The organism is Bacillus pumilus (genome assembly GCF_900186955.1).
Classification (GTDB): Bacteria; Bacillota; Bacilli; order Bacillales; family Bacillaceae; genus Bacillus; species Bacillus pumilus.
On the sequence record NZ_LT906438.1, the window covers coordinates 2,172,095 to 2,192,946 of the forward strand.

General features: G+C 42.5%; 17 protein-coding genes. 1 reads left to right on the plus strand and 16 read right to left on the minus strand.

Going from position 1 to position 20,852, the window contains the following annotated elements; all coding sequences use genetic code 11:
• Positions 1-52 precede the first annotated feature (52 nt).
• The 8 genes from CKW02_RS11065 to CKW02_RS11100 are packed head-to-tail and all read right to left on the minus strand — an operon-like array spanning position 53 to position 10,115.
• A complete protein-coding gene (locus CKW02_RS11065; protein WP_003216146.1) occupies positions 53-1,309 on the minus strand; it encodes a dihydrolipoamide acetyltransferase family protein in 1,257 nt (418 codons plus the stop codon).
• Positions 1,310-1,327: 18 nt separating this feature from the next.
• Positions 1,328-2,311 (minus strand): alpha-ketoacid dehydrogenase subunit beta, encoded by a 984-nt coding sequence (locus CKW02_RS11070; protein WP_003215848.1) that lies wholly within the window; start codon positions 2,309-2,311, stop codon positions 1,328-1,330.
• A 12-nt stretch (positions 2,312-2,323) separates the two neighbouring features.
• Entirely contained in the window at positions 2,324-3,316 is a 993-nt protein-coding gene (locus CKW02_RS11075) for a thiamine pyrophosphate-dependent dehydrogenase E1 component subunit alpha (protein ID WP_003215622.1), read from the minus strand.
• A gap of 17 nt (positions 3,317-3,333) precedes the next feature.
• Positions 3,334-4,758, minus strand: a complete 1,425-nt coding sequence (gene lpdA / locus CKW02_RS11080; RefSeq protein ID WP_003216029.1) for a dihydrolipoyl dehydrogenase — start codon at positions 4,756-4,758, stop codon at positions 3,334-3,336.
• The gene (gene buk / locus CKW02_RS11085; RefSeq protein WP_003215820.1) at positions 4,748-5,869 is read right to left on the minus strand and encodes a butyrate kinase; all 1,122 of its coding nucleotides are present in this window, start codon (positions 5,867-5,869) and stop codon (positions 4,748-4,750) included. The genes lpdA and buk overlap by 11 nt, the downstream gene beginning before the upstream one ends.
• Before the next feature lie 33 nt (positions 5,870-5,902).
• Positions 5,903-6,997, minus strand: coding sequence for a branched-chain amino acid dehydrogenase (gene bcd, locus CKW02_RS11090; protein WP_003215658.1), 1,095 nt, complete (start codon positions 6,995-6,997; stop codon positions 5,903-5,905).
• Positions 6,998-7,022: 25 nt separating this feature from the next.
• On the minus strand, positions 7,023-8,000 hold the full coding sequence (gene yqiS / locus CKW02_RS11095) for a phosphate butyryltransferase (RefSeq protein ID WP_223251154.1): 978 nt from the start codon (positions 7,998-8,000) through the stop codon (positions 7,023-7,025).
• A gap of 42 nt (positions 8,001-8,042) precedes the next feature.
• Complete coding sequence (locus tag CKW02_RS11100) at positions 8,043-10,115, minus strand: sigma-54 interaction domain-containing protein (protein WP_003215592.1); 2,073 nt, start codon at positions 10,113-10,115, stop codon at positions 8,043-8,045.
• A gap of 149 nt (positions 10,116-10,264) precedes the next feature.
• Between CKW02_RS11100 and CKW02_RS11105 the strand changes: the two genes are divergently transcribed.
• Complete coding sequence (locus tag CKW02_RS11105; RefSeq protein WP_003215815.1) at positions 10,265-10,501, plus strand: DUF2627 domain-containing protein; 237 nt, start codon at positions 10,265-10,267, stop codon at positions 10,499-10,501.
• Positions 10,502-10,535: 34 nt separating this feature from the next.
• Here CKW02_RS11105 and CKW02_RS11110 read toward each other — a convergent pair whose 3' ends face one another.
• The 8 genes from CKW02_RS11110 to dxs all read right to left on the minus strand — a co-directional run bounded on the left by CKW02_RS11110 (position 10,536) and on the right by dxs (position 20,751).
• Positions 10,536-11,273 carry a glycerophosphodiester phosphodiesterase gene (locus tag CKW02_RS11110; RefSeq protein ID WP_003215878.1) on the minus strand — a complete coding sequence of 246 codons (738 nt, stop codon included), beginning with the start codon at positions 11,271-11,273 and terminating at the stop codon, positions 10,536-10,538.
• A gap of 225 nt (positions 11,274-11,498) precedes the next feature.
• A complete protein-coding gene (locus tag CKW02_RS11115; RefSeq protein ID WP_003215741.1) occupies positions 11,499-12,599 on the minus strand; it encodes a Rap family tetratricopeptide repeat protein in 1,101 nt (366 codons plus the stop codon).
• A 455-nt stretch (positions 12,600-13,054) separates the two neighbouring features.
• Positions 13,055-13,858: a sporulation transcription factor Spo0A gene (spo0A, locus tag CKW02_RS11125; protein ID WP_003215740.1), complete on the minus strand. Its 804-nt coding sequence runs from the start codon at positions 13,856-13,858 to the stop codon at positions 13,055-13,057.
• A gap of 285 nt (positions 13,859-14,143) precedes the next feature.
• Positions 14,144-15,421 (minus strand): SpoIVB peptidase, encoded by a 1,278-nt coding sequence (spoIVB, locus tag CKW02_RS11130; protein ID WP_003215755.1) that lies wholly within the window; start codon positions 15,419-15,421, stop codon positions 14,144-14,146.
• A gap of 198 nt (positions 15,422-15,619) precedes the next feature.
• Positions 15,620-17,356 (minus strand): DNA repair protein RecN, encoded by a 1,737-nt coding sequence (recN, locus tag CKW02_RS11135; protein ID WP_003215540.1) that lies wholly within the window; start codon positions 17,354-17,356, stop codon positions 15,620-15,622.
• Between the two features lie 33 nt (positions 17,357-17,389).
• Complete coding sequence (ahrC, locus tag CKW02_RS11140; RefSeq protein ID WP_003215836.1) at positions 17,390-17,839, minus strand: transcriptional regulator AhrC/ArgR; 450 nt, start codon at positions 17,837-17,839, stop codon at positions 17,390-17,392.
• Positions 17,840-17,998: 159 nt separating this feature from the next.
• Positions 17,999-18,853, minus strand: coding sequence for a TlyA family RNA methyltransferase (locus CKW02_RS11145; RefSeq protein WP_003216034.1), 855 nt, complete (start codon positions 18,851-18,853; stop codon positions 17,999-18,001).
• Positions 18,850-20,751, minus strand: coding sequence for a 1-deoxy-D-xylulose-5-phosphate synthase (gene dxs / locus CKW02_RS11150; RefSeq protein WP_003215579.1), 1,902 nt, complete (start codon positions 20,749-20,751; stop codon positions 18,850-18,852). Before dxs ends, CKW02_RS11145 begins: the two co-directional genes overlap by 4 nt.
• Positions 20,752-20,852 lie beyond the last annotated feature (101 nt).

Here is a 20,852-nt window from a genome sequence, read left to right on the forward strand (position 1 = left end):
TCTCATCATGTGGAAATCCCCCTCTCCTTAGCGGGAGGGGGACATTCTTGTTTTAGTAAACAGATGTTTGCTCATCAATGCCTTCAAGGATTTGTTTAATCCGTTGAAGGAATCTGCCGCATACAAGACCATCAAGAACTCTGTGATCTAATGAGAGACAAAGGTTGACCATGTCTCTTGCTGCAATCATACCATTTACAATCATTGGACGCTTCACGATCGATTCTACTTGTAAAATCGCCGCTTGCGGATAATTGATGATTCCCATAGATTGTACAGAACCAAATGATCCCGTGTTGTTTACAGTGAAGGTGCCGCCTTCCATGTCACTTTGCTTCAGCGTACCTTGTCTCACCTTGGAAGCAAGCTCATGAATTTCCTTGGCGATGCCTTTAATCGTTTTTTCATCTGCATCCTTAATAACTGGAACAAAAAGAGCGTCATCAGTCGCAACAGCAATCGAGACATTGATCGCTTTCTTTTGCACAATTTTATCTCCAGCCCACATGCTGTTCATTTCTGGGAATTCCTTTAAGCCCTGAGCCACTGCTTTGACAAAGAACGCAAAGAACGTCAAATTAAAGCCTTCTTTTGCTTTAAATTGGTCCTTGAGCTGATTTCTTCTAGTCACAAGGTTTGTCACATCAACTTCCATCATCGTCCATGCATGCGGAATTTCATGTTTGCTTCTCAGCATATTTGCCGCAATCGCCTGTCTGATTGGCGTGACTGGCACTTCAACATCACCAGGCATTGTAGAGATGGAAGGCGCCGCTTTTGGTTTTGATGGCTGCACAGGCTCTGGCTTGACCGCCTGTTCATTGCCAGGTGCTGTCTTCTCTTGCATGCCGCCGTTTTCAATGAGCTGAAGTAAATCTTTTCTTGTGATTCGTCCGCCTGCTCCCGTTCCTTGCACTGCCGCTAAATCAATGCTGTGCTCATCTGCTAACCGAAGGACTGCTGGAGAGTAGCGTTTCTTTTGACTTTGATTCTCTTTTGTTTGATCTGCTTCAGGTGCTTCACTTTGCTCAGGTGCCGCTTCTTCTTTCGCACTCTGCTGTGAGCTACCTTCTACTTCAATTTCACAGAACACTTCTCCTACTTGCAGTGTATCGCCTTCTTCAGCCGATAGCTTTGTAATCGTTCCTGTAAAAGATGACGGGACTTCTGCGTTCACTTTATCCGTCATAACTTCCGCAATAGGATCGTATTTATTCACATGATCGCCAGGTGAAACGAGCCATTTGCTGATGGTTCCTTCTGTTACACTTTCACCTAACTGAGGCATTTTCATTTGTTCAATTGCCACTTGAAACCCTCCTCTTTCTTAAAACGCCGCTAGCTCTCTCATTTCAGCTTCAACCTTATCTGGGTTGACCATGAAGAATTTTTCCATCGTCGGTGCATAAGGCATTGCCGGGATTTCTGGTCCGGCTAGACGTTTGATTGGTGCGTCTAAATCAAATAAGCAATGCTCTGATATGATCGCCGCTACCTCACTCATGATGCTGCCCTCTTTTGTATCTTCCGTTAAAAGAAGCACTTTGCCTGTTTTTGATGCCGCTTCAATAATGGCTTCCTGATCAAGCGGGTACACTGTTCTCAAATCGAGAATATGCGCAGAAATGCCGTCTTTTGCAAGGCGGTCTGCTGCTTGCAATGCAAAATGGACGCAGAGGCCATATGTAATGACCGTGATATCATCACCTTCACGTTTCACATCTGCTTTTCCAATAGGGAGTGTGTAATCCTCTTCAGGTACTTCTCCTTTAATAAGACGGTAGGCACGTTTGTGTTCAAAGAACAATACAGGATCTGGATCACGCACCGCAGCTTTTAAAAGACCTTTTACATCATAAGGCGTAGAAGGCATGACAATCTTCAAACCAGGCTGGTTGGCAAAGATCGCTTCAACTGATTGTGAATGATAAAGCGCCCCGTGAACTCCGCCCCCATAAGGTGCGCGGATGACCATTGGACAGCTCCAATCGTTATTTGAGCGGTATCTAATTTTCGCAGCCTCTGAAATGATTTGGTTAATAGCAGGCATGATAAAATCCGCAAATTGCATCTCAGCAATTGGGCGCATTCCATACATCGCTGCTCCAATCCCTACACCAGCAATGGCTGATTCTGCAAGAGGTGTATCCATGACGCGCGCTTCTCCGAATTGCTCATAAAGACCCGCTGTCGCTTTAAATACGCCGCCCTTTTTCCCGACATCCTCTCCGAGCACAAACACTTTCGGATCTCGCTCCATTTCTTCTTTCATCGCCAGTGTAATGGCGTCTATATATGACATAACAGGCATTTTTATTCCCCCTTACTCCGCATACACGTAACGAAGTGCGCTTTCAGCATCAGCATAAGCAGCGTTTTCCGCTTCATCAGTGGCTTCGTTTACGATTTGCATGATTTCTTTTGTCATCTCTTCTTTCATTTCTGAAGTCATGATGTTTCCTTCGGTTAAATACGTTTCATATTGGATGAGCGGATCTTTCTTTCTCGCTTCGAGCACTTCTTCTTTTTCTCGATAGCTTGAATCATCGTCATCACTTGAATGCGCAGTTAAACGGTAAGAGATCGTTTCAATCAACGTTGGTCCTTCGCCTTTTGCTGCACGGTCTCTCGCTTCTTTGACAGCGGCATATACTTCAAGCGGATCATTGCCATCAACGGTTACGCCAGGCATTCCGTATCCAATCGCACGATCTGAAATGCGTTCACATGCTACTTGTTTGTCATACGGTACGGAAATCGCGTACTTATTGTTTTCACACATGAAAATAACAGGCAGCTTATGCACAGCAGCGAAGTTAGCGCCTTCGTGGAAATCACCTTGGTTTGAAGAGCCCTCACCGAACGTGACAAAGCTGACAAAGTTTTTCTGATCTAGACGTCCAGCAAGTGCGATGCCAACTGCATGAGGAACCTGCGTTGTAACAGGTGAAGATCCTGTCACAATTCGATTTGATTTCTGTCCAAAATGCCCTGGCATCTGTCTTCCGCCTGAGCTTGGATCGTCTTGTTTTGCGAAACCTGACATCATTAAATCTTTTGCTGTCATCCCAAATGCGAGGACAACCCCCATATCACGGTAGTAAGGCAAGACGTAATCCTCTTCTCTATTGAGAGCGAAAGCAGCACCGACTTGCTGCGCTTCCTGCCCTTGACAAGAAATGACGAATGGAATTTTACCAGAACGGTTTAAAAGCCACATCCGTTCATCAATTTTTCTTGCTAGAAGCATTGTTCTGTATATATCAATTGCTTGTTCATCTGATAATCCTAATTCATGATGACGCATGTTACTCATCTTATTTCCCTCCTTGATTAAAAATGGATCGCTTTCCCGTCAACAGCAAGGGCAGCCTCGCCAATCGCCTCTGATAAGGTTGGGTGCGGGTGAATTGTTTGCCCGACTTCCCACGGCGTTGCATCAAGTACTTTGGCTAATCCAGCTTCAGATATCATATCTGTGACATGAGGACCAATCATATGAATCCCTAAAATATCATCTGTCTTTTGATCAGCAATGATTTTGACGAATCCATCTGACTCCCCGTACACAAGTGCTTTTCCGATCGCCATAAATGGAAATTTCCCCATTTTGACTTCGAAGCCTTGCTCTTTTGCCGCCTGTTCAGTGAGTCCAACACTAGCGGTTTCTGGGTGAGAATAAACACATTTAGAAACGAGCGTTTCATCGAGCGGCTTCGGATCTTTCCCAGCCATATGCTCCACAGCAATCATGCCTTCGTGTGAAGCCACATGTGCCAGCTGAAGCCCGCCAATAACATCTCCTATTGCATAAATATGTGATTCTTTCGTTTGATAATGTTCATTCACGACAATGCCTTGTTTTTCTGTTTGAATGTCCGTGTTTTCAAGACCAATGCCTTCAATATTTGGTACTCTGCCGACTGATAGAAGAAGTTTTTCCGCTTCAAACGTCTGAATGTCTCCATCCTTTTCTGCTTGAATCGTCACGAGATTCTCCTGTTTTTTGACGGTATCTGGCAGTACTTTCGCATTTGTCACAAAGGTGATGCCTTTTTTAGATAAAAGCTTTTCCATTTCTTTAGAAATGTCATGATCCTCTGTTGGCAATATGCGGTCTGCAAATTCAATCACTGTCACCTTCACACCAAAATCATTGAGCATGGAAGCCCACTCGATTCCGATTACCCCGCCGCCGACAATGAGCATCGACTGCGGAAGCTCTGGCAGTTCTAGTGCATCATCTGATGTTAGAATATGCGTCCCATCTGCTTCAAGTCCAGGCAGCACACGCGGTCTTGAACCTGTCGCAACGATGACCTGCTTTGGAATGAGCATCTCATTTTCATCTCCATTTGCCATTTCTACGGAGATGGTTCCTGGCATTGGCGAAAAGATAGATGGACCAAGAATACGGCCGATCCCTTCATAAACATCTATTTTCCCTTGTTTCATTAAATATTTGACGCCGCCTGCTAGTTTCTCTACAATCTCTGCTTTTCTTTTCTGCACATTGGCAAACTGCAAGGCAATGCCGTTTGCCTCAACGCCAAAATCAGCAGCACGTTTGACGGTTTGATAGACTTCAGCACTTCTAAGCAGTGCTTTAGACGGAATGCATCCTTTATGCAGACATGTTCCGCCAAGCTTTTCTTTTTCTACAACTGCTGTTTTTAATCCAAGCTGTGAGGCACGAATGGCCGCTACATAGCCGCCTGTGCCTCCACCAAGAATGACGAGGTCATATTCAGTTGCCATGACTAGTCACTCCTTTCTTCATCCGTTGATCATTTGGGTATTCTTTCGGAGATTCTTCTTCTTTTAAAATACGAAGTGCACCTTCTGCTAAGGATTGCAGTTCATTTTCGCCTGGATACACGACAACATCTGAAATCCAGTCAATGTGACCTCTAATACTTGATGTAATTTGTTTGCTGTACGCAAGTCCGCCTGTTAACACAATAACGTCAACTGCGCCTTTTAAGACAGCACTAGCCGCACCGATTTCCTTGGCAATTTGATAGCACATCGCTTCATAAATCAGCGCCGCCCGTTCATCGCCTGCTTCAATCATGCGCTCAACTTTCACAGCATCTGTCGTACCAAGGTAGCCCGCAAGACCACCTTCACCAATAATGCGTTTCAGCATTTCCTCTTGGCTGTACTGACCAGAAAAGCAAAGATTGACGAGGTCACCTGTTGGCAGGGTCCCCGCTCGCTCCGGACTGAAAGGTCCTTCGCCATGCAGTCCGTTATTGACATCAATGACTTTACCTTTTTCATGGACACCAATGGTGATGCCGCCGCCCATATGTGTAATAATCATATTCAAATCTTCGTAGCGCTTCCCAAAGGATGCAGCTGTTTTTCTTGCGACTGCTTTTTGATTTAATGCATGGAAGATGCTTTTTCTTTCAATCGTTGGCAGCCCTGAAATACGAGCAATTGGCTTTAGCTCATCCACTACAACTGGATCGACAATAAAAGCTGGGATGTTCAAACCAAGTGCAATTTCTCGTGCAATGATACCGCCCAGATTTGATGCATGCTGGCCAGCATATCCTTCTTTCAAGTCTTGCACCATTTGCTCATTGACTTCATATGTGCCACCTTCAATCGGACGAAGAAGACCGCCGCGCGCACAAACTGCATCAAACTTTGAGATGTTCATTCCTTGTTCATGCAGCGTCTTCAGGATTGTTTCTTGACGAAATGAAAACTGATCAATGATATGTGGAAACTGCTTTAATTCCTCATCTGTATGTCTGAGTGTCGTTTCAAAAATAGATCGTTCATTGTGAAACACACCAATTTTTGTTGAAGTAGAGCCAGGATTAATTGTGAGAATACGCCATTCTTTTGTCAGCAAAAACAAAACCTCCGTTTCAACTCATTCTTCAAATTAGCGACGACTTAAAATATGTTGGCCATTTTGCAGGAATTGACTTCTTGATTTGCGCATTCTTTCAATTCGCTCCTCCGCCAATCGGTCTGCCGCTTTATAAGTTGGAATGGCATCACGGTTTGAAATTTCAATCACGCGTTCAATATTTTGGTAAATACCTTCTACCTTTTTCATCGCACGATCTGCATTATAGCCATAAAGCTCATCAGCAACGTTAATCACACCGCCTGCATTGATCACATAATCAGGTGCATACACAATACCCATTTCATGAATCAGATCGCCGTGATGCGTTTCTCTCAGCTGGTTATTCGCTGCACCTGCGATGACCTTTGCTTTCAGCTTAGGAATCGTTACATCATTAATCGTTGCACCAAGTGCACAAGGGGCATAAATATCACATGCTTGATCATAAATATCGTCAGGGTCTACAGCTTTTGCGCCAAAGTCTTCTACAGCTCGTTTTACAGAGTCTTTGTTGATATCTGTGACAATTAGCTGTGCGCCTTCTTCGTGCAGATGTTTACACAAATTGTAGGCGACATTCCCAACACCTTGGACTGCAATCGTTTTTCCTTCTAGTGAGTCGGTTCCAAATGCAGCTTTGGCAGCAGCTTTCATCCCTTTATATACACCGTAAGCCGTAACAGGAGACGGGTTTCCGGATGAACCAAATGCAGGAGAAATACCTGTCACAAAGTCTGTTTCTTCATGAATCAGATCCATGTCTTCTACCGTTGTACCGACATCCTCCGCTGTGATATAGCGGCCATTTAATCCTTGTATGTAGCGTCCAAACGCACGGAACATTTCTTCATTTTTATCTTTTCTCGGGTCACCGATGATGACTGTTTTCCCGCCGCCAAGATTCAGGCCTGCTGCTGCGTTTTTATAAGTCATGCCTCTTGCTAGACGAAGTGCATCTTCGATTGCTGCTTCTTCGTTTTCATACGTCCACATTCTTGTCCCGCCTAGTGCTGGGCCAAGTGTTGTATCATGAATGGCAATAATCGCTTTTAAGCCAGATTGTTCATCCTGACAAAATACAAGCTGCTCATAATCGTATCGTTCCATATATTTAAAAAGTTCCATTGTTTATTCCTCCTATAACTTTCGCTTAATTTGATGTACAGATGGCAAGTGCAATTGAATAAAGCTTACTTTCGGCTGTATCCGACCGGCTTGTTAAAGCAATCGGTGCCTTCGCTCCTGCCACCACAGCTCCCACCTTTGCATGTGCAAAGTAGATGAGAGATTTATAAAGAATGTTCCCTGCTTCAATCGTTGGCACAAGCAAAATATCTGCATGACCGGCGACATCACTCGTAATATTTTTATGAGAAGCTGCTGTTTGAGAAATGGCATTGTCTAATGCCAGAGGCCCGTCAATGAGGCAGCCAGAAATTTGACCTCGCTTATTCATTTGCGCCAGGCTTGCCGCTGTCAAAGTGGAATCCATTGCCGGGTTCACGACCTCTACCGCAGATAACACGGCCACCTTTGGCATGTCATTTCCAACAGCTTGCGCTACTTGAACAGCATTGATCGTAATCTCTTTGAACATGTTTAAATCGGGCGCGATGTTCATCCCAGAATCTGTGACATAAATAAACCGATCAAAGCCCGGCACTTCGAATGCCGCGACATGTGATAGTACACTCGCCGTCCGCAGCCCGTACTCTTTATTCAGCACCGCTTTTAATAGAACGGCTGTCGTGACATGCCCCTTCATCAATATATCTGCATGCTTCTCACTCACTGCCTGCACGGCAATTTTGGCTGATTCTTCAGGAGAATCCGAGTGAATAATATCTATCCAGTCTTCATTGATCTCATGCTGTTTCACCAGCTCCTTCAGGTTGCGCTTGTTCCCAACCAGCAGGAAGCGAGCGACCTTTCGTTCAATTGCCATCTTGATGGCATGAAGCACTTCTTCGTCTTCTGCATGAGCCACAGCAGCAGTTTTATTCTGCAACTGGGCGGCTTTCATAATCAGATCGTCAAGCTTCATATATGCCCACCTTTCCTTATGCTCGGGTTCATGGTTTTTATATGCAAGTTCTATGCCAGCTTGAAACGCAGCGAAATAAGGCATTTCGCATGAAATACATGCAGCTTTTTGCAGGCAACGTGCATTTTATTGCATGCTATCTTTTGCAAGTTGATATTTATCCATTTTATAGTAAAGATTCCGAATGCTAATCCCTAACGTTTTCGCTGTTTTCGTGCGGTTGAATTGATGCTTTTCAAGGGTTTGTTTAATGAGCTGCGCTTCAAACGCTTCAACAGCATCCGAAAGGGTCTCTCCCTCAAATTGACTGACAGCCAGTTCCTGCTGCTCTTTTTCTTCCTGCTCTTCTGATTCCATGAAGGAAATATGATCTTCATCGATCCATTCTTCTTGCGGATTCAAAAAGATCATGGCTCGTCCAAGGACATTTTCCAGTTCTCTTACGTTCCCAGGCCAGCTGTAGGATCGAAGTCTATCGAGCGCCCCTTCCGTTAAGCCGCTCACATTTCGACCATAGTCTAAATTGATTTTCTGAATAAGGCGTTTACTTAAGGAGTCAATATCTTCAAGTCGCTGCCTTAGTGGCGGAATCGAAATCGGATATCTGTTCATCCGATAATATAAGTCCTCTCTGAACTTCCCTTCTGCCATCGCTTTTTCAATATTGACATTTGTTGCGGTAATCACACGCACATCAACTGGTATCGCTTTTGTTCCGCCTACTCTAACAATTTCTTTCTCCTGCATCACGCGTAATAATTTCGCTTGTGTACTTGGCGTCATTTCACCAATTTCATCTAAAAAGATGCTGCCGTGATTCGCTTCTTCAAACAGCCCTTTCTTCCCGCCGCGCCTCGCACCAGAAAATGCGCCTTCCTCATAGCCAAAAAGCTCTGACTCTAAAAGAGTTTCTGATAAGGCAGCACAGTTGACTCTTACAAAGCGATTATATTTCCGGTCACTTTCATTGTGTATAGCGTGTGCAAATAGCTCTTTCCCAGTACCTGATTCTCCCCTAAGTAAAATGGTGGCTGGGGTTTTAGCCCCTAGCTTTGCCTGCTCAAGCGCCACAAGCATTTGCTCACTTTCTCCAATAATGTCTTCAAAAGTGTACTTTGCTTCAAGTGTCCGGATGAGCTGTCTTGCTTTATTTAATTCATTCGTGAGTGATTGAATTTCTGATACATCATGAATGACGCCGACGCTGCCTTTTAAAATACCATCAACGATCACTGGCGCTACGTTGACGATCACATCCTTCTTATTAGGTCCGACTTTCATTCTGACGCCTCGAACCGGCCTTCTTGTTTCAAGCACCTTCAAATGCATGCTTTCCCCTTCAGAAATATCCGCACCTGCTGGTTTGCCCACAACCTCTTTGTCTGTTAACCCCGTCATTTTCGTGTAAGCTCGGTTGATTAAAATTCCTTTCCCTTGCTCATCTACGACGGATATCGCTTCATCTGATGATTGAATGATGGCCTCAAGCATTGTGCGCACTTCTTTCAGGTTTGTGACTTCTTCCGCAAGCTCCACTGCATCTGTAATATCTTTAAAAATGGATAGAGCGCCTAGCATTCTTCCTGCGTCATCAATAATCGGCAAACGCGTTGTGACAATTTGTATTTGCTGATTCAGAAATTGTTTTTGATGAAATTCTGGCTCCCTCGACCTTAAAATATCGGGGAGTTTTGTATTTGGGATCACTTCACGTATGTGCCGGCCAATCGCATCTTTTTGCGATCTTCCAACCATTTTGGCAGCCGATCGATTAAACAGAACGACTTCTTCATCCATATTAATAAAAATCATGCCATCGTTCGTTGCATTAAAAATGCGGTCATGTTTATAGGTTTGTTCCTTTAATATTTGTATAAGCTGATGCTTTTCTGACATTAATTCTGATATGACGTATGCCATCGAACTTGGAACAATGACAGACTGCTCTGTTTTTTCTTCCATCAGTTCTTTCAGCACAGCTGAACTGCCCGTTGTTTCAATGATGATATCAATGTCATCTTTTATGTATTCTTTCCAATCCGTTGTCGTATCAATTCCATTCTTTTTCGCTTCTACCATCCCCGGTGCCTCAAGATCAAGGTCGGCGATTGCAACGATTTGAATCATATTTGTTTTCAGCAATGTTTCAAGCAAAGCTGATCCACCCTGTCCAGCACCGACAATCAAGACTCTCTGCATCCCGTTACCCCTTTATATGAAAAAATTTGCACACCATATTTTTCCGTTGCAAAAAATTGCACAACTCTTATATTACCACGTTTTCCTTTCTTGACAAAATATTTTTTGAATTAGACAATGGAAGTAAATGACGTTTAAGGGGACATTTGATGGGGAGAATACTTGCATTAGTGATTATTTTAATACCTGGCGCGCTTGCTGCACTTGGAATTAAGCTTTTGCGTGACACTGTTTTCGGTATCATCATTGCACCATTTCCATTTTTATGGCTGCAAGGAATTGCAGGGTTGGTTTTTTTAGGGGGAGGTCTTTACGTAGTCGCTGGCTTTATTTTATATAGAGACCGCAAACGAAATAAAGTGACCACCCGCTTTAAACAGAGATAAACATGAAAAAAGACCCGCTGCTGATCGCAGGTCTTTATTTCATTTCTTCTCTTATTTTGACGGCTCTATCAGGGAAATCAGTGAAAATTCCGTCGACACTTAAGGAAAACATGTTTTTCATTTGCTTTTCACTGTTTACTGTAAATGGTCTGATCACTTGCTGGGCGGCATGGAGAGCCGATACGACTTCTTTTGTTACCCCTGCGCCCTTTATATTCGGGTGATAACCTCTTGCAGGTACTGTTTTTATGTACATCTCTGGCTGATGAATGACATCCATTGTGAGAACAGCAAGCTCAACATGCGGCATCAGCTTGTGAAAAAGAGCTAAACTCCCATGATGAAACGATGAGACAAGTACACGATCTTCTATTTGAAAGTGTTTAATTTGCTCCTTTACCTTCTCTTCAATACCTGGATATCGATAAATGGAGTTTTTCAGTTCAATATTGATGATGAGTGATGATTGCTGCGTCACGAGCTCCAATACTTCCTCCAAAAGAGGAATGGATACAGCACCGGTTTCTTCATAAAAAGAATGACTCGCATCTCCTGCTTTTAACTCTTCATATGTATAGTCTTTCACTAAGCCTTTCATATTCGTTGTTCTGTTCAGCTTCTCATCGTGAATGACAGCAAGCCTGCCATCTTTCGTCAGCTGAACATCCAGCTCAATTCCGTCAGCTCCAGAATGGAGTGCATGCTCAAAGGCTATCATGGTATTTTCAGGGTAGATTCCTTTAAAACCTCTGTGTGCAAAAATTTTCGTCATAGGTCACCTCTAAGTATGATGCTTCCTTTCATTATGACGTGTCTCTTTTCGTTTTTCCAGTTTAAGCACATAAAAAAACCTCTTCTGATTTGTACGAAGAGGTTCTGTATAAATTCGATCACGTAATCGCTCTGATGGCTTGCTCTGTCGTCTCTGCGTCAAGAGCAAAAAGGGAAGAAACAACTGCGACTGCTGTAACGACGGTTAAACCTAACAACAACTTTTTCATAAGATAACCTCCACTTTCTTTTGAAGTATTTGTGCATCGAATTTCTTTTCAAGAAAACGAATGGCGTTTTGATAGTCATTTCGTTCCTTGAAGTATTTCGATATTTGTTCAGACAAATCCTCAAGCTCCACATATAATCTATTTTTTTCTATGTAGTCTAATTTTTCAGAGAATACGTCTGCTGCTCCACTATTTTCGCACATTAAATCTAAAATTTCAAATTTTACTATATATTCATTATTTTGGATATCACAGCTATACTGAATGCCCTCTTTAATATATTCTTTCGCCACTTGATCTCCTAGATGAACCAAGGCATTTGCCAGAACGTATAAAGATTGGATGTAATAATGGCTATTGTCACGGTGCATTTGAATGCCCATCCCTTTTTTGGCATATTGTGCGCTTTTTTCGTAATCATGCTTCGCATAATAAAGAACGGCTAAATTGTGATAGCATTTCCCAATCAGCACTTCATTGTTAATGCGTTTACTTTTCTCAAGTGCTTCTTGGTATTTTTCCTCCGCTTCGTCAAATTGGATCAAATCGATACAATTACTTGCATGTAAAATCAAGCTGTCAATCGCCTGCGCTGTATATTCTTCATGCGCTTTGAACGTATCGATGGCTTTTTTAATATGATTAATGGATATGAAATTTTGTTTCAGTTCGTAATAGATTGAAGCAACCTTATGATGAAAAGTCCCTACTTCAAGGTCCTCATTCACACGCTTTAGACGCTGTTCTGCAATTTTGTAAAAACTGATGGCTTCATCATACTTTTTCACATATGCAGCATATTGGCCTTTGTAAAAGTAAAAATAAAAATTAATAATGTCATCTGCTTTCTCATCAAGCGTTCCGACACTCTTCATAATGTGATTGGCTTTTTCAATATTTCCAAGTAACATTTCATGTCGGCCATTCACAAGCTGATAATACAGGAGAACTTCGCGGTCTTCATCTGTATTTTTTAGCAAATTCTGAATTTTCTCTTTATAGATAGCAGATTTTTCTAGGTCATTTTGAGAAATGACCCTCGTCCACTTGCTAATTTCGTTCGCTACCTCAGCAGAGTGGATTTTCAGCTTTCCCATAACCTCACCCTCTTCTTTTCATTATTATAGCATAGTAAAAGAATGTGAAAATTATTAAATTCGACAATGGGAATATTCAGTTCAAATGGCACAATCTCTAAGAAGCCAGTGACTTTAAAACGCCAACCGATCAGGTCAATAGAAATAGAACTTTCGATCTCATTTGCTTTATTTACCAAATTCATCAGACCTTTTCCTCTCATCCTTTTTCTTAAGAATGAGCGTTTCCTTCTTCTATTTTGAAGACCAAACAATTGATTGGCGTAGCTGATTACCACTAATTTATGTCATACCCATTTCTTTCATGCTTTATTGTTCATTTTATTCTGAAAATAAATCAAGCTGAGTTGTTTAAATGAGACAATAAGATGATTGTATCAACACAACCAATTTTTGACAATATTTTTCAAAATAAAAAAACGTCTCTTTGAAGAAACGTTTTTTATGAAAATGAACTAGCTTGCTCTATGCTCTAAGCGCAGACGATCAGCCACCATTGCGATAAATTCAGAATTGGTTGGTTTTGCTTTAGACATGCTGACTGTATAACCAAAGAGTGAGGAAATGGAATCAATGTTTCCTCTGCTCCAAGCCACTTCAATCGCATGACGAATCGCTCGTTCTACTCTGCTCGCGGTCGTGTTAAATTTCTTCGCGATGTCTGGATACAACACTTTTGTGATGCTTCCGAGAAGCTCGATGTCATTGTACACCATCGAAATGGCTTCTCTTAAGTATAAGTAACCTTTAATATGAGCCGGGACGCCAATCTCATGAATAATCGTTGTAATGCTCGCATCTAAGTTTCTGCGTTTCGGTTCAGGTTTGTTTCGAAGGACACTGTTTTGGATAGATGAAGATCGATGGGTGACTTGTGTGCCGTTTCCACTGACTTGACGAATATGACCGACTAGGTTTTCCATATCAAATGGCTTTAAGATGAAATAAGATGCGCCTAGATCAACTGCTTTTTTCGTGACATCTTCTTGTCCAAACGCCGTTAGCATAATCACACTTGGCTGTTTGGTCATGTCATTGTTTTCACGGAGGCGTTCCAGTACAGCAAGACCGTCTAAATGAGGCATGATAATATCTAAGAGGAGAACGTCGGGCTCTTTATCTTTAAATAATGTTAGACATTCCTGACCATTATACGCCACGCCAAGTACTTCCATATCTTCCTGTCCCTCAATATACTCTGTCAAAAGGCCAACAAGCTCTCGATTGTCATCAGCTACACACACTTTAATTTTCTCCACGTTCTTTCCTCCCCAATGTCGATTCCTTTAGTCTTTTGCATTTCTCTTCTGAGTGTTCAATTCGACAAAACCATGCCATCCCCTTTAAAAAACTTTAATTTTCCGAATAATAGAGCATTATCTAGCTTTTTCTACGTTTTTCTTAACGAATCGACGATTATTGCAATTTGACAACATACCATTTTCCATTTTGTCGAAAAATCTCTTTTTCCTTATTTTATAACATGATGGCAGAGAAAGAAAGGGAAGAAAAAAACTGCCGGAAGATTCGCGGCAGTTTGATGATCAGCTTGCTTTTTTGTTTTTTTGATAAAGATCGATGCCTGCTTCTGACAGCATCCATTCAATGTGTACGCCGTAGCCACTTGTCGGGTCATTGACGAAAACGTGTGTGACTGCCCCGATGACTTTTCCGTTTTGGATGATAGGGCTTCCGCTCATACCTTGGACGATACCGCCCGTTTTACTTAAAAGACGCTCATCTGTTACCTTCAATACCATCCCTTTTGTTGCCGGGAATTTCTGCGGAGTCGTGCTGACGATTTTAATATCAAACTTCTCCACTTTATCATGATCCACAACGGTTAAAATTTCTGCTGGACCTTCTTTTACTTCATTTGATAAAGCGACTGGAAGCGGTTTGTCTGATACATGATTTTCAAGCTTTTCGGTTAACGTACCAAAGATACCAAATGGGCTGTTGCGGGATATATCACCTATCGTTTTTCGTTCGGAAGAGAATCTTGCCAATTTTTCTCCAGGATTGCCTCCTGTGCCTTTTTCAATCGATGTTACGGTTGATCTGACAATTTCACCATTGTCGACAACAATTGGTTTTTTTGTATCCATGTCAGAAATGACATGCCCTAGGGCACCATATTTTTTAGAAGATGGTTCAAAGAAGGTCATCGTGCCGATTCCTGCTGCGGAATCTCGAATGTAAAGACCAATTCGATAGGTGCCTTCACTTGCATCTTTTGCGGGTGTTAATGTTGTTTGAAAGGTTTTATGGTCTCTTTTTATGAGTAAACGAAGCGTTTCACCTGTTTTCCCTGCTTTCTGGATAAATGGGGTGAGGTCATTCATTTTCTCCATCTTTTGACCATTGATTTCAATGATCATATCCCCTGATTGAATGCCTGCGGCTTCGCCTGGTGATTTTTTGCCGTCTGCTGTTGTGATTTGATGAAAACCTACAACGAGAACTCCTACAGAGTGGAGCTTGACGCCAATGGATTGTCCTCCAGGAACGACTTTTAATTCAGGGAGAACGTCGACTTTTGTTTTCTTAATAGGAAATCCTTTAAAATCATAAACAATTTCGGCTTTTCCCGCCTTTTGTCCTGTTACTTCAAGCTGATTCTTTTTCTCTGAAAGACTAAAGGCTTGTGAAGAAGCATTGGCTGACGCTTCTATTGATGTGTCAATTGAGTGCTTCTGTTTTTCAAATACAGCAACATTTGTTGGAATGCTGATGTATTCCTTCACTATGCTCATAAACCCTGTACTTATTAAAGAAACAAGGAGAATCACACCAATGGCTTTTCTCATCTTTTCGGGCATTCATTTTTCACTCTCCTCGCTCCTTACCCACACCAGAACACTCATGTTTTGGCTACATCTTTACTTTTGCCTTCTTCGCTTTGATTTATAACCGGCAGCTATAGAAAATGATTGGATAAATTGATAAAAGAAAAAGACGATTTCGTGGGTATATACAGCGATTTTGACACAATATAAAAAAGGCAGCTGGTTTTTCAGCTACCCTGTTGTTTTGACATCATTTGCTTGATGCAGCAATTCTTTTGCGTGCTGTTTTGTCAGTTCAGTGACTTCCACACCCGCAATCATCCTGCCAATTTCACTCACTTTTTCTTCATGACTTAATGGTTTGACGCTTGTCAGTGTTCTGCCTGCTTTAGAGCGTTTAGAAATGAAGAGGTGCGTGTCAGCCATTGCTGCTACTTGCGGGAGGTGCGTAATGCAGAGCACTTGTGAGCCAGCCGCCACTTTGTAAATTTTTTCGGCAATCGCCTGTGCAACTCTGCCGCTTACGCCCGTATCGACCTCATCGAAAATAATGGAAGTGACTTCTTGTTTGGCCGAGAAGATACTTTTCACGGCGAGCATAACACGTGAAATTTCTCCACCCGAGGCAACTTTTGATAAAGATTTCATCGGTTCGCCAGGATTAGTAGAAATCACAAATTGAGCTTGGTCGATTCCGTTTTTTCCAAGCTGGACGGGCTTTCCATCTAGCAGCGGATTATCCGTGCTGCTAAAAGGCGCATACCGAATAGAAAAGGATGTATCAAACGTTGATTTTTCCATATACAAATCCTTTAGTTCTGTTTGAATTTGCTTCGCTAGCTTTTTGGCCCATTTTTTACGAAGCTCCGAAACGTTAAGTGCTTCAAGCAGGGCGTCACGGCTCATTGCATCCAGTTTGTTTTTAAGCGTCTGCAGGTGACTGTCTCGATTTTGAATTTGATCGATTTCTTCTTCAATCTTCGCCGCATACTCCAAAATTTCCTCAACCGTTGTCCCGTACTTTCGTTTTAACTGCTTCATTTCATTCAGCCTAGACTCAATTAAATCAAGACGTGCTGGGTCGAACTCTAATTGATCCAGCATGCTTCGCATTTGGAACGTCGAATCCTCTAATAAATAGTAAGAGTTCGACACTTGTTCTGATAGCTTTTTCAGATCGTCGTTGATCTCAGAAACCTGCTCGAGCTCGCTCGATGACATGCCAACCCAATCAAGTCCCCCCTGCTCATTGCGCAAGGCATTATAGGCGTTTTGGAGTGAGGAAAAGATTTTTTCGTAGTTGCTGATCTGATGGCGCTCTTCTTGAAGCTTCTCATCTTCTCCCGGCTCTAATTGTGCCGCTTCAATCTCTTCTAGCTGAAATTGCAGTAAATCTAACCGGTGCACCATTTCCTGCTCATTCTCAGAGAGCTGTTTTAGCTTTTGGGCTGTCTTTGTATATTGCTCATATGCTTCTTGATATTGTGACAGAGCAGGTGCAATTTCTTCTGCTCCAAATTGATCGAGTAAATGCAGATGATTTTCATCCTCCATCAATAACTGGTTATCGTGCTGTCCATGTATATCGAGCAAAAGGCGTCCTACTTCGCGTAAAAGTGAGATTGTAACGAGCTTGCCATTGATGCGGCATATGCTTTTCCCGTTATTGTTCATATCACGGCGAAGAATCATCATTTCATCCGTTGCGTCAATTCCATGCTCTTCGCATAAAGCAAATACAGGGTGGTCAGCTGCTGGCACAAGAAAAAGCCCCTCCAGCTCAGCCTTTTTCTCACCATAACGAACAAATTCAGACGACCCTCTACCTCCCACAAGAAGTGAGACAGCATCAATCATGATGGATTTCCCTGCACCTGTTTCCCCTGTTAGGACTGTGAGTCCTTTTTCAAATGAAACTGTTAACTCTTCAATGATTGCAAAGTTTTTAATGGTTAGTTCTGCTAACACTCATTTGACACCTCTTTTTGTAAACCTGATTCTTTATAGAAGCTCTAAAATTTTGCTTGAAACTGTTTCCGTATCATCTGGAGTGCGGCAAATGATCAAAATGGTGTCATCTCCGCAAATGGTTCCCATGATTTCTTCCCAATCTAAATTATCCATTAAAGCCCCAATCGCCTGTGCATTACCCGGCATGGTTTTGAGGACGATTAAATGACTGGCAGCATCCATTTTAATAAATGCATCCATTAAGGATCGCTTTAGTTTAGACAGCGGATTAAACCGCTGATCCGCTGGAAGGCTGTATTTATATGTTCCATTGTTCGTTGGCACTTTCACTAAATGCAATTCTTTAATATCTCTTGAAACGGTCGCTTGTGTAATGTTATATCCATCGGATTTTAAAATATCGACTAGTTCATCTTGTGTTTCAATCTCTTGGCTCGCGATGATTTCTCTAATCTTGATATGCCTTTGACCTTTATTCATTTTTGACCCCCCTAGGCGTTTGATCTCAGTTTGTCTTTACGTTCTATGTTATATGAACCACAGTTCAAAAAACAAGCGTTACGTGAGAAACGGCCAATTCTCATCTTTTGACCATGTAAAAAGGAATAATAGCGAGCTATTATTCCTTTTGTTTCAATCTCATGTGTCAGCCGGCTCAGGACTGTTTTTCTTTTCTTTCAATACAGAATGGGCTTCCTTGACGATCTTTTCAAGCTCTGAAACCTGAAGTGCCGCATTCTCTTCTTGATCGGGATGAAGCACTAAATGGAGAAGGAACTCAATATTCCCGTCTCCGCCAGTAATAGGCGAAAATGATACATCCTTCACATCATAGCCTTCTTTTGCAGCAAATTCATTCATCTCTTCGAGTACACCAAGGTGGACCGATGGATCTCGCACGATGCCTTTTTTCCCAACAAGCTCTCTGCCTGCTTCAAATTGAGGCTTGACGAGTGCAATACAGTCTCCGCCCGGGACAAGAATGTGCTTTAAAGCCGGAAGGATGAGTTTAAGTGAAATAAAAGAGACATCAATTGACGCTACTTCTGGCAATCCTTCAGTAAAATCTCCTGGGACGGAATGACGGAAATTGGTGCGCTCCATGACGATTACCCTGTCATCCTGCCTTAATTTCCACGCAAGCTGATTGTAGCCAACATCAACAGCATATGATTTGACTGCTCCATTTTGAATCGCACAATCTGTAAATCCACCTGTTGATGAACCAATATCAATTAGCAATTTCCCTTCAACGGTTAAGTCGAATTCTTTTAGCGCTTTTTCCAGTTTTAATCCGCCGCGGCTCACATATTTCAGAGGGTTCCCTTTCACAGTGAGCGGTGTATCACGAGCGATTTTCTCTCCTGGTTTATCCAAACGGTTTTCATTTGAGTAAACGATCCCTGCCATAATGGCACGCTTTGCTTTCTCTCTCGTTTCCATTAGTCCTTGTTCGACTAATAAAACGTCAAGTCGTTCTTTCTTTGATGTCATGATCCAATTCCTTTTCTTGGTGCTGCGGGAAGCAGGTCACGTAAAGTGTCAGCAACCTGTGCTTTCGTCAAACCAATTTCTTCAAGCAGGGCATCAACACTTCCATGCTCAATAAATTCATCTGGAATGCCCATACGTTCTACTTTAATATGAGATGCTTTCTTATCGTGTATATATTCTAAGACGCTGCTGCCAAATCCACCTTGGAGCACAGCTTCTTCAATCGTTAAAATTGGAATACCTTCAGAAAAAATGTCATTTAACATCGCTTCATCAAGAGGCTTAATAAAACGAGCATTGACAACACGAACCGATTTCCCTTCTTTTTGAAGTTCTTCTGCAGCTTGGAGCGCCATTTTAATTGTCGTACCAAATGTTAAAATCACAGCATCCTTCCCTGGACGAAGAACCTCCCAGGACCCAATCGGAATGGTTTTCAGCTGATCATCCATTTTGACACCTAGCCCATTACCGCGCGGGAAGCGCATAGCAATAGGACCGTCATCATACTGAATGGCTGTATTGACCATGTGCTGTCCTTCATTTTCATCTTTTGGCATCATGAGCACCATATTCGGCATATGACGCATAAAGGCAATATCAAACACACCTTGATGGGTTTCTCCATCTGCACCGACAAGTCCCGCACGGTCAATGCCAATAAATACGTTAAGGTTCTGACGGCAAATATCGTGTAGCACTTGGTCATAGGCTCTTTGCAGGAACGTTGAATAAATCGCTAAAAATGGCTTCATGTCCTGCGTCGCAAGCCCAGCTGCCATTGTGGCTGCATGCTGCTCGGCAATTCCTACATCAAACATCCGCTCTGGAAATTCCTTCGCAAAGCCTTCAAGCTTTGAACCAACAGGCATCGCAGGCGTGATCGCAACAATCCGCTCATCTTCCCGCGCCAGCTTTCTGACCGTTTCACTAACGAGACCACTCCAAGACGGAGCTGCTGCTGCCGGTTTTACAAAATCACCTGTATCAATTTTGTATGGACCTGTACCGTGCCAAGTCCCGATTTTATCGGATTCTGCCGGCTGATAGCCTTTTCCTTTTTTCGTGATGACATGCAGAAGAACCGGACCTTTTGTTTTCTTTGCATATTCAAGATTTTCAAAAAGATCTTCATACGAATGTCCATCGACAGGACCTAAGTAGGTAAATCCCATTTCCTCAAAGAACATGCCAGATACAAGTAGATATTTGAGGCTGTCTTTGATACGCTCTGCTGTGGCAGCAAGCTTTCCACCTACAGCTGGAATGCGCTTGAATAAATATTCAAGTTCGTCTTTTACCCATTGGTATTTGCCAGCTGTACGTAATCTGCCAAGCATTGTGTGAATCGCACCGACGTTTGGTGCAATACTCATTTCATTGTCGTTTAATATGACAATCATATCTTTCTTTTCATCACCGATATGATTCAAAGCTTCTAGCGCCATACCTCCGGTTAGTGCACCGTCTCCGATAATCGGCAGGATATATTCATCTGTCCCTTTGATATCACGCGCTGCCGCCATACCCATCGCGCCAGATAACGAGGTTGAACTGTGACCTGTCTCCCACACATCATGCTCGCTTTCATTTCGTTTAGGAAAACCGCAAAGCCCTTTATATTGACGAAGTGTATCAAACTCCGCCCCTCTTCCCGTTAACAGCTTATGAACGTACGACTGATGTCCAACATCCCAGAGGAATTTGTCTTTTGGGCTGTCAAATACTTTATGAAGCGCAACAGTCAGTTCAACGACTCCTAGGTTCGGACCGATATGCCCACCAGAGTTAGCTAAGGACTCAATTAAAAACATGCGAATGTCAGCGCTAAGCTCCTCTAATTCTGCATTTGACATTCCTTTTAGAAACGTTGGATTTTTTATTGATAAAAGATCCAATTAGGATCAACTCGCTTTCAACAAAATTTCTATATACATCTATAATGCCTCATTCCTTTGAAAACCAATAGGGAATAAGAGTTGTCTCATCATAATAAACT

Excerpts from the sequence above, each read along its gene's own strand:
- CKW02_RS11070 (WP_003215848.1), bottom strand. The coding sequence starts at position 2,311 with ATGCCTGTTATGTCATATATAGACGCCATTACACTGGCGATGAAAGAA.
- CKW02_RS11075 (WP_003215622.1), bottom strand. The coding sequence starts at position 3,316 with ATGAGTAACATGCGTCATCATGAATTAGGATTATCAGATGAACAAGCA.
- lpdA (WP_003216029.1), bottom strand. The coding sequence starts at position 4,758 with ATGGCAACTGAATATGACCTCGTCATTCTTGGTGGAGGCACAGGCGGC.
- bcd (WP_003215658.1), bottom strand. The coding sequence starts at position 6,997 with ATGGAACTTTTTAAATATATGGAACGATACGATTATGAGCAGCTTGTA.
- yqiS (WP_223251154.1), bottom strand. The coding sequence starts at position 8,000 with ATGCCTTATTTCGCTGCGTTTCAAGCTGGCATAGAACTTGCATATAAA.
- CKW02_RS11100 (WP_003215592.1), bottom strand. The coding sequence starts at position 10,115 with ATGCAGAGAGTCTTGATTGTCGGTGCTGGACAGGGTGGATCAGCTTTG.
- CKW02_RS11105 (WP_003215815.1), top strand. The coding sequence starts at position 10,265 with ATGGGGAGAATACTTGCATTAGTGATTATTTTAATACCTGGCGCGCTT.
- CKW02_RS11110 (WP_003215878.1), bottom strand. The coding sequence starts at position 11,273 with ATGACGAAAATTTTTGCACACAGAGGTTTTAAAGGAATCTACCCTGAA.
- CKW02_RS11115 (WP_003215741.1), bottom strand. The coding sequence starts at position 12,599 with ATGGGAAAGCTGAAAATCCACTCTGCTGAGGTAGCGAACGAAATTAGC.
- spoIVB (WP_003215755.1), bottom strand. The coding sequence starts at position 15,421 with ATGCCCGAAAAGATGAGAAAAGCCATTGGTGTGATTCTCCTTGTTTCT.
- ahrC (WP_003215836.1), bottom strand. The coding sequence starts at position 17,839 with ATGAATAAAGGTCAAAGGCATATCAAGATTAGAGAAATCATCGCGAGC.
- CKW02_RS11145 (WP_003216034.1), bottom strand. The coding sequence starts at position 18,853 with ATGACATCAAAGAAAGAACGACTTGACGTTTTATTAGTCGAACAAGGA.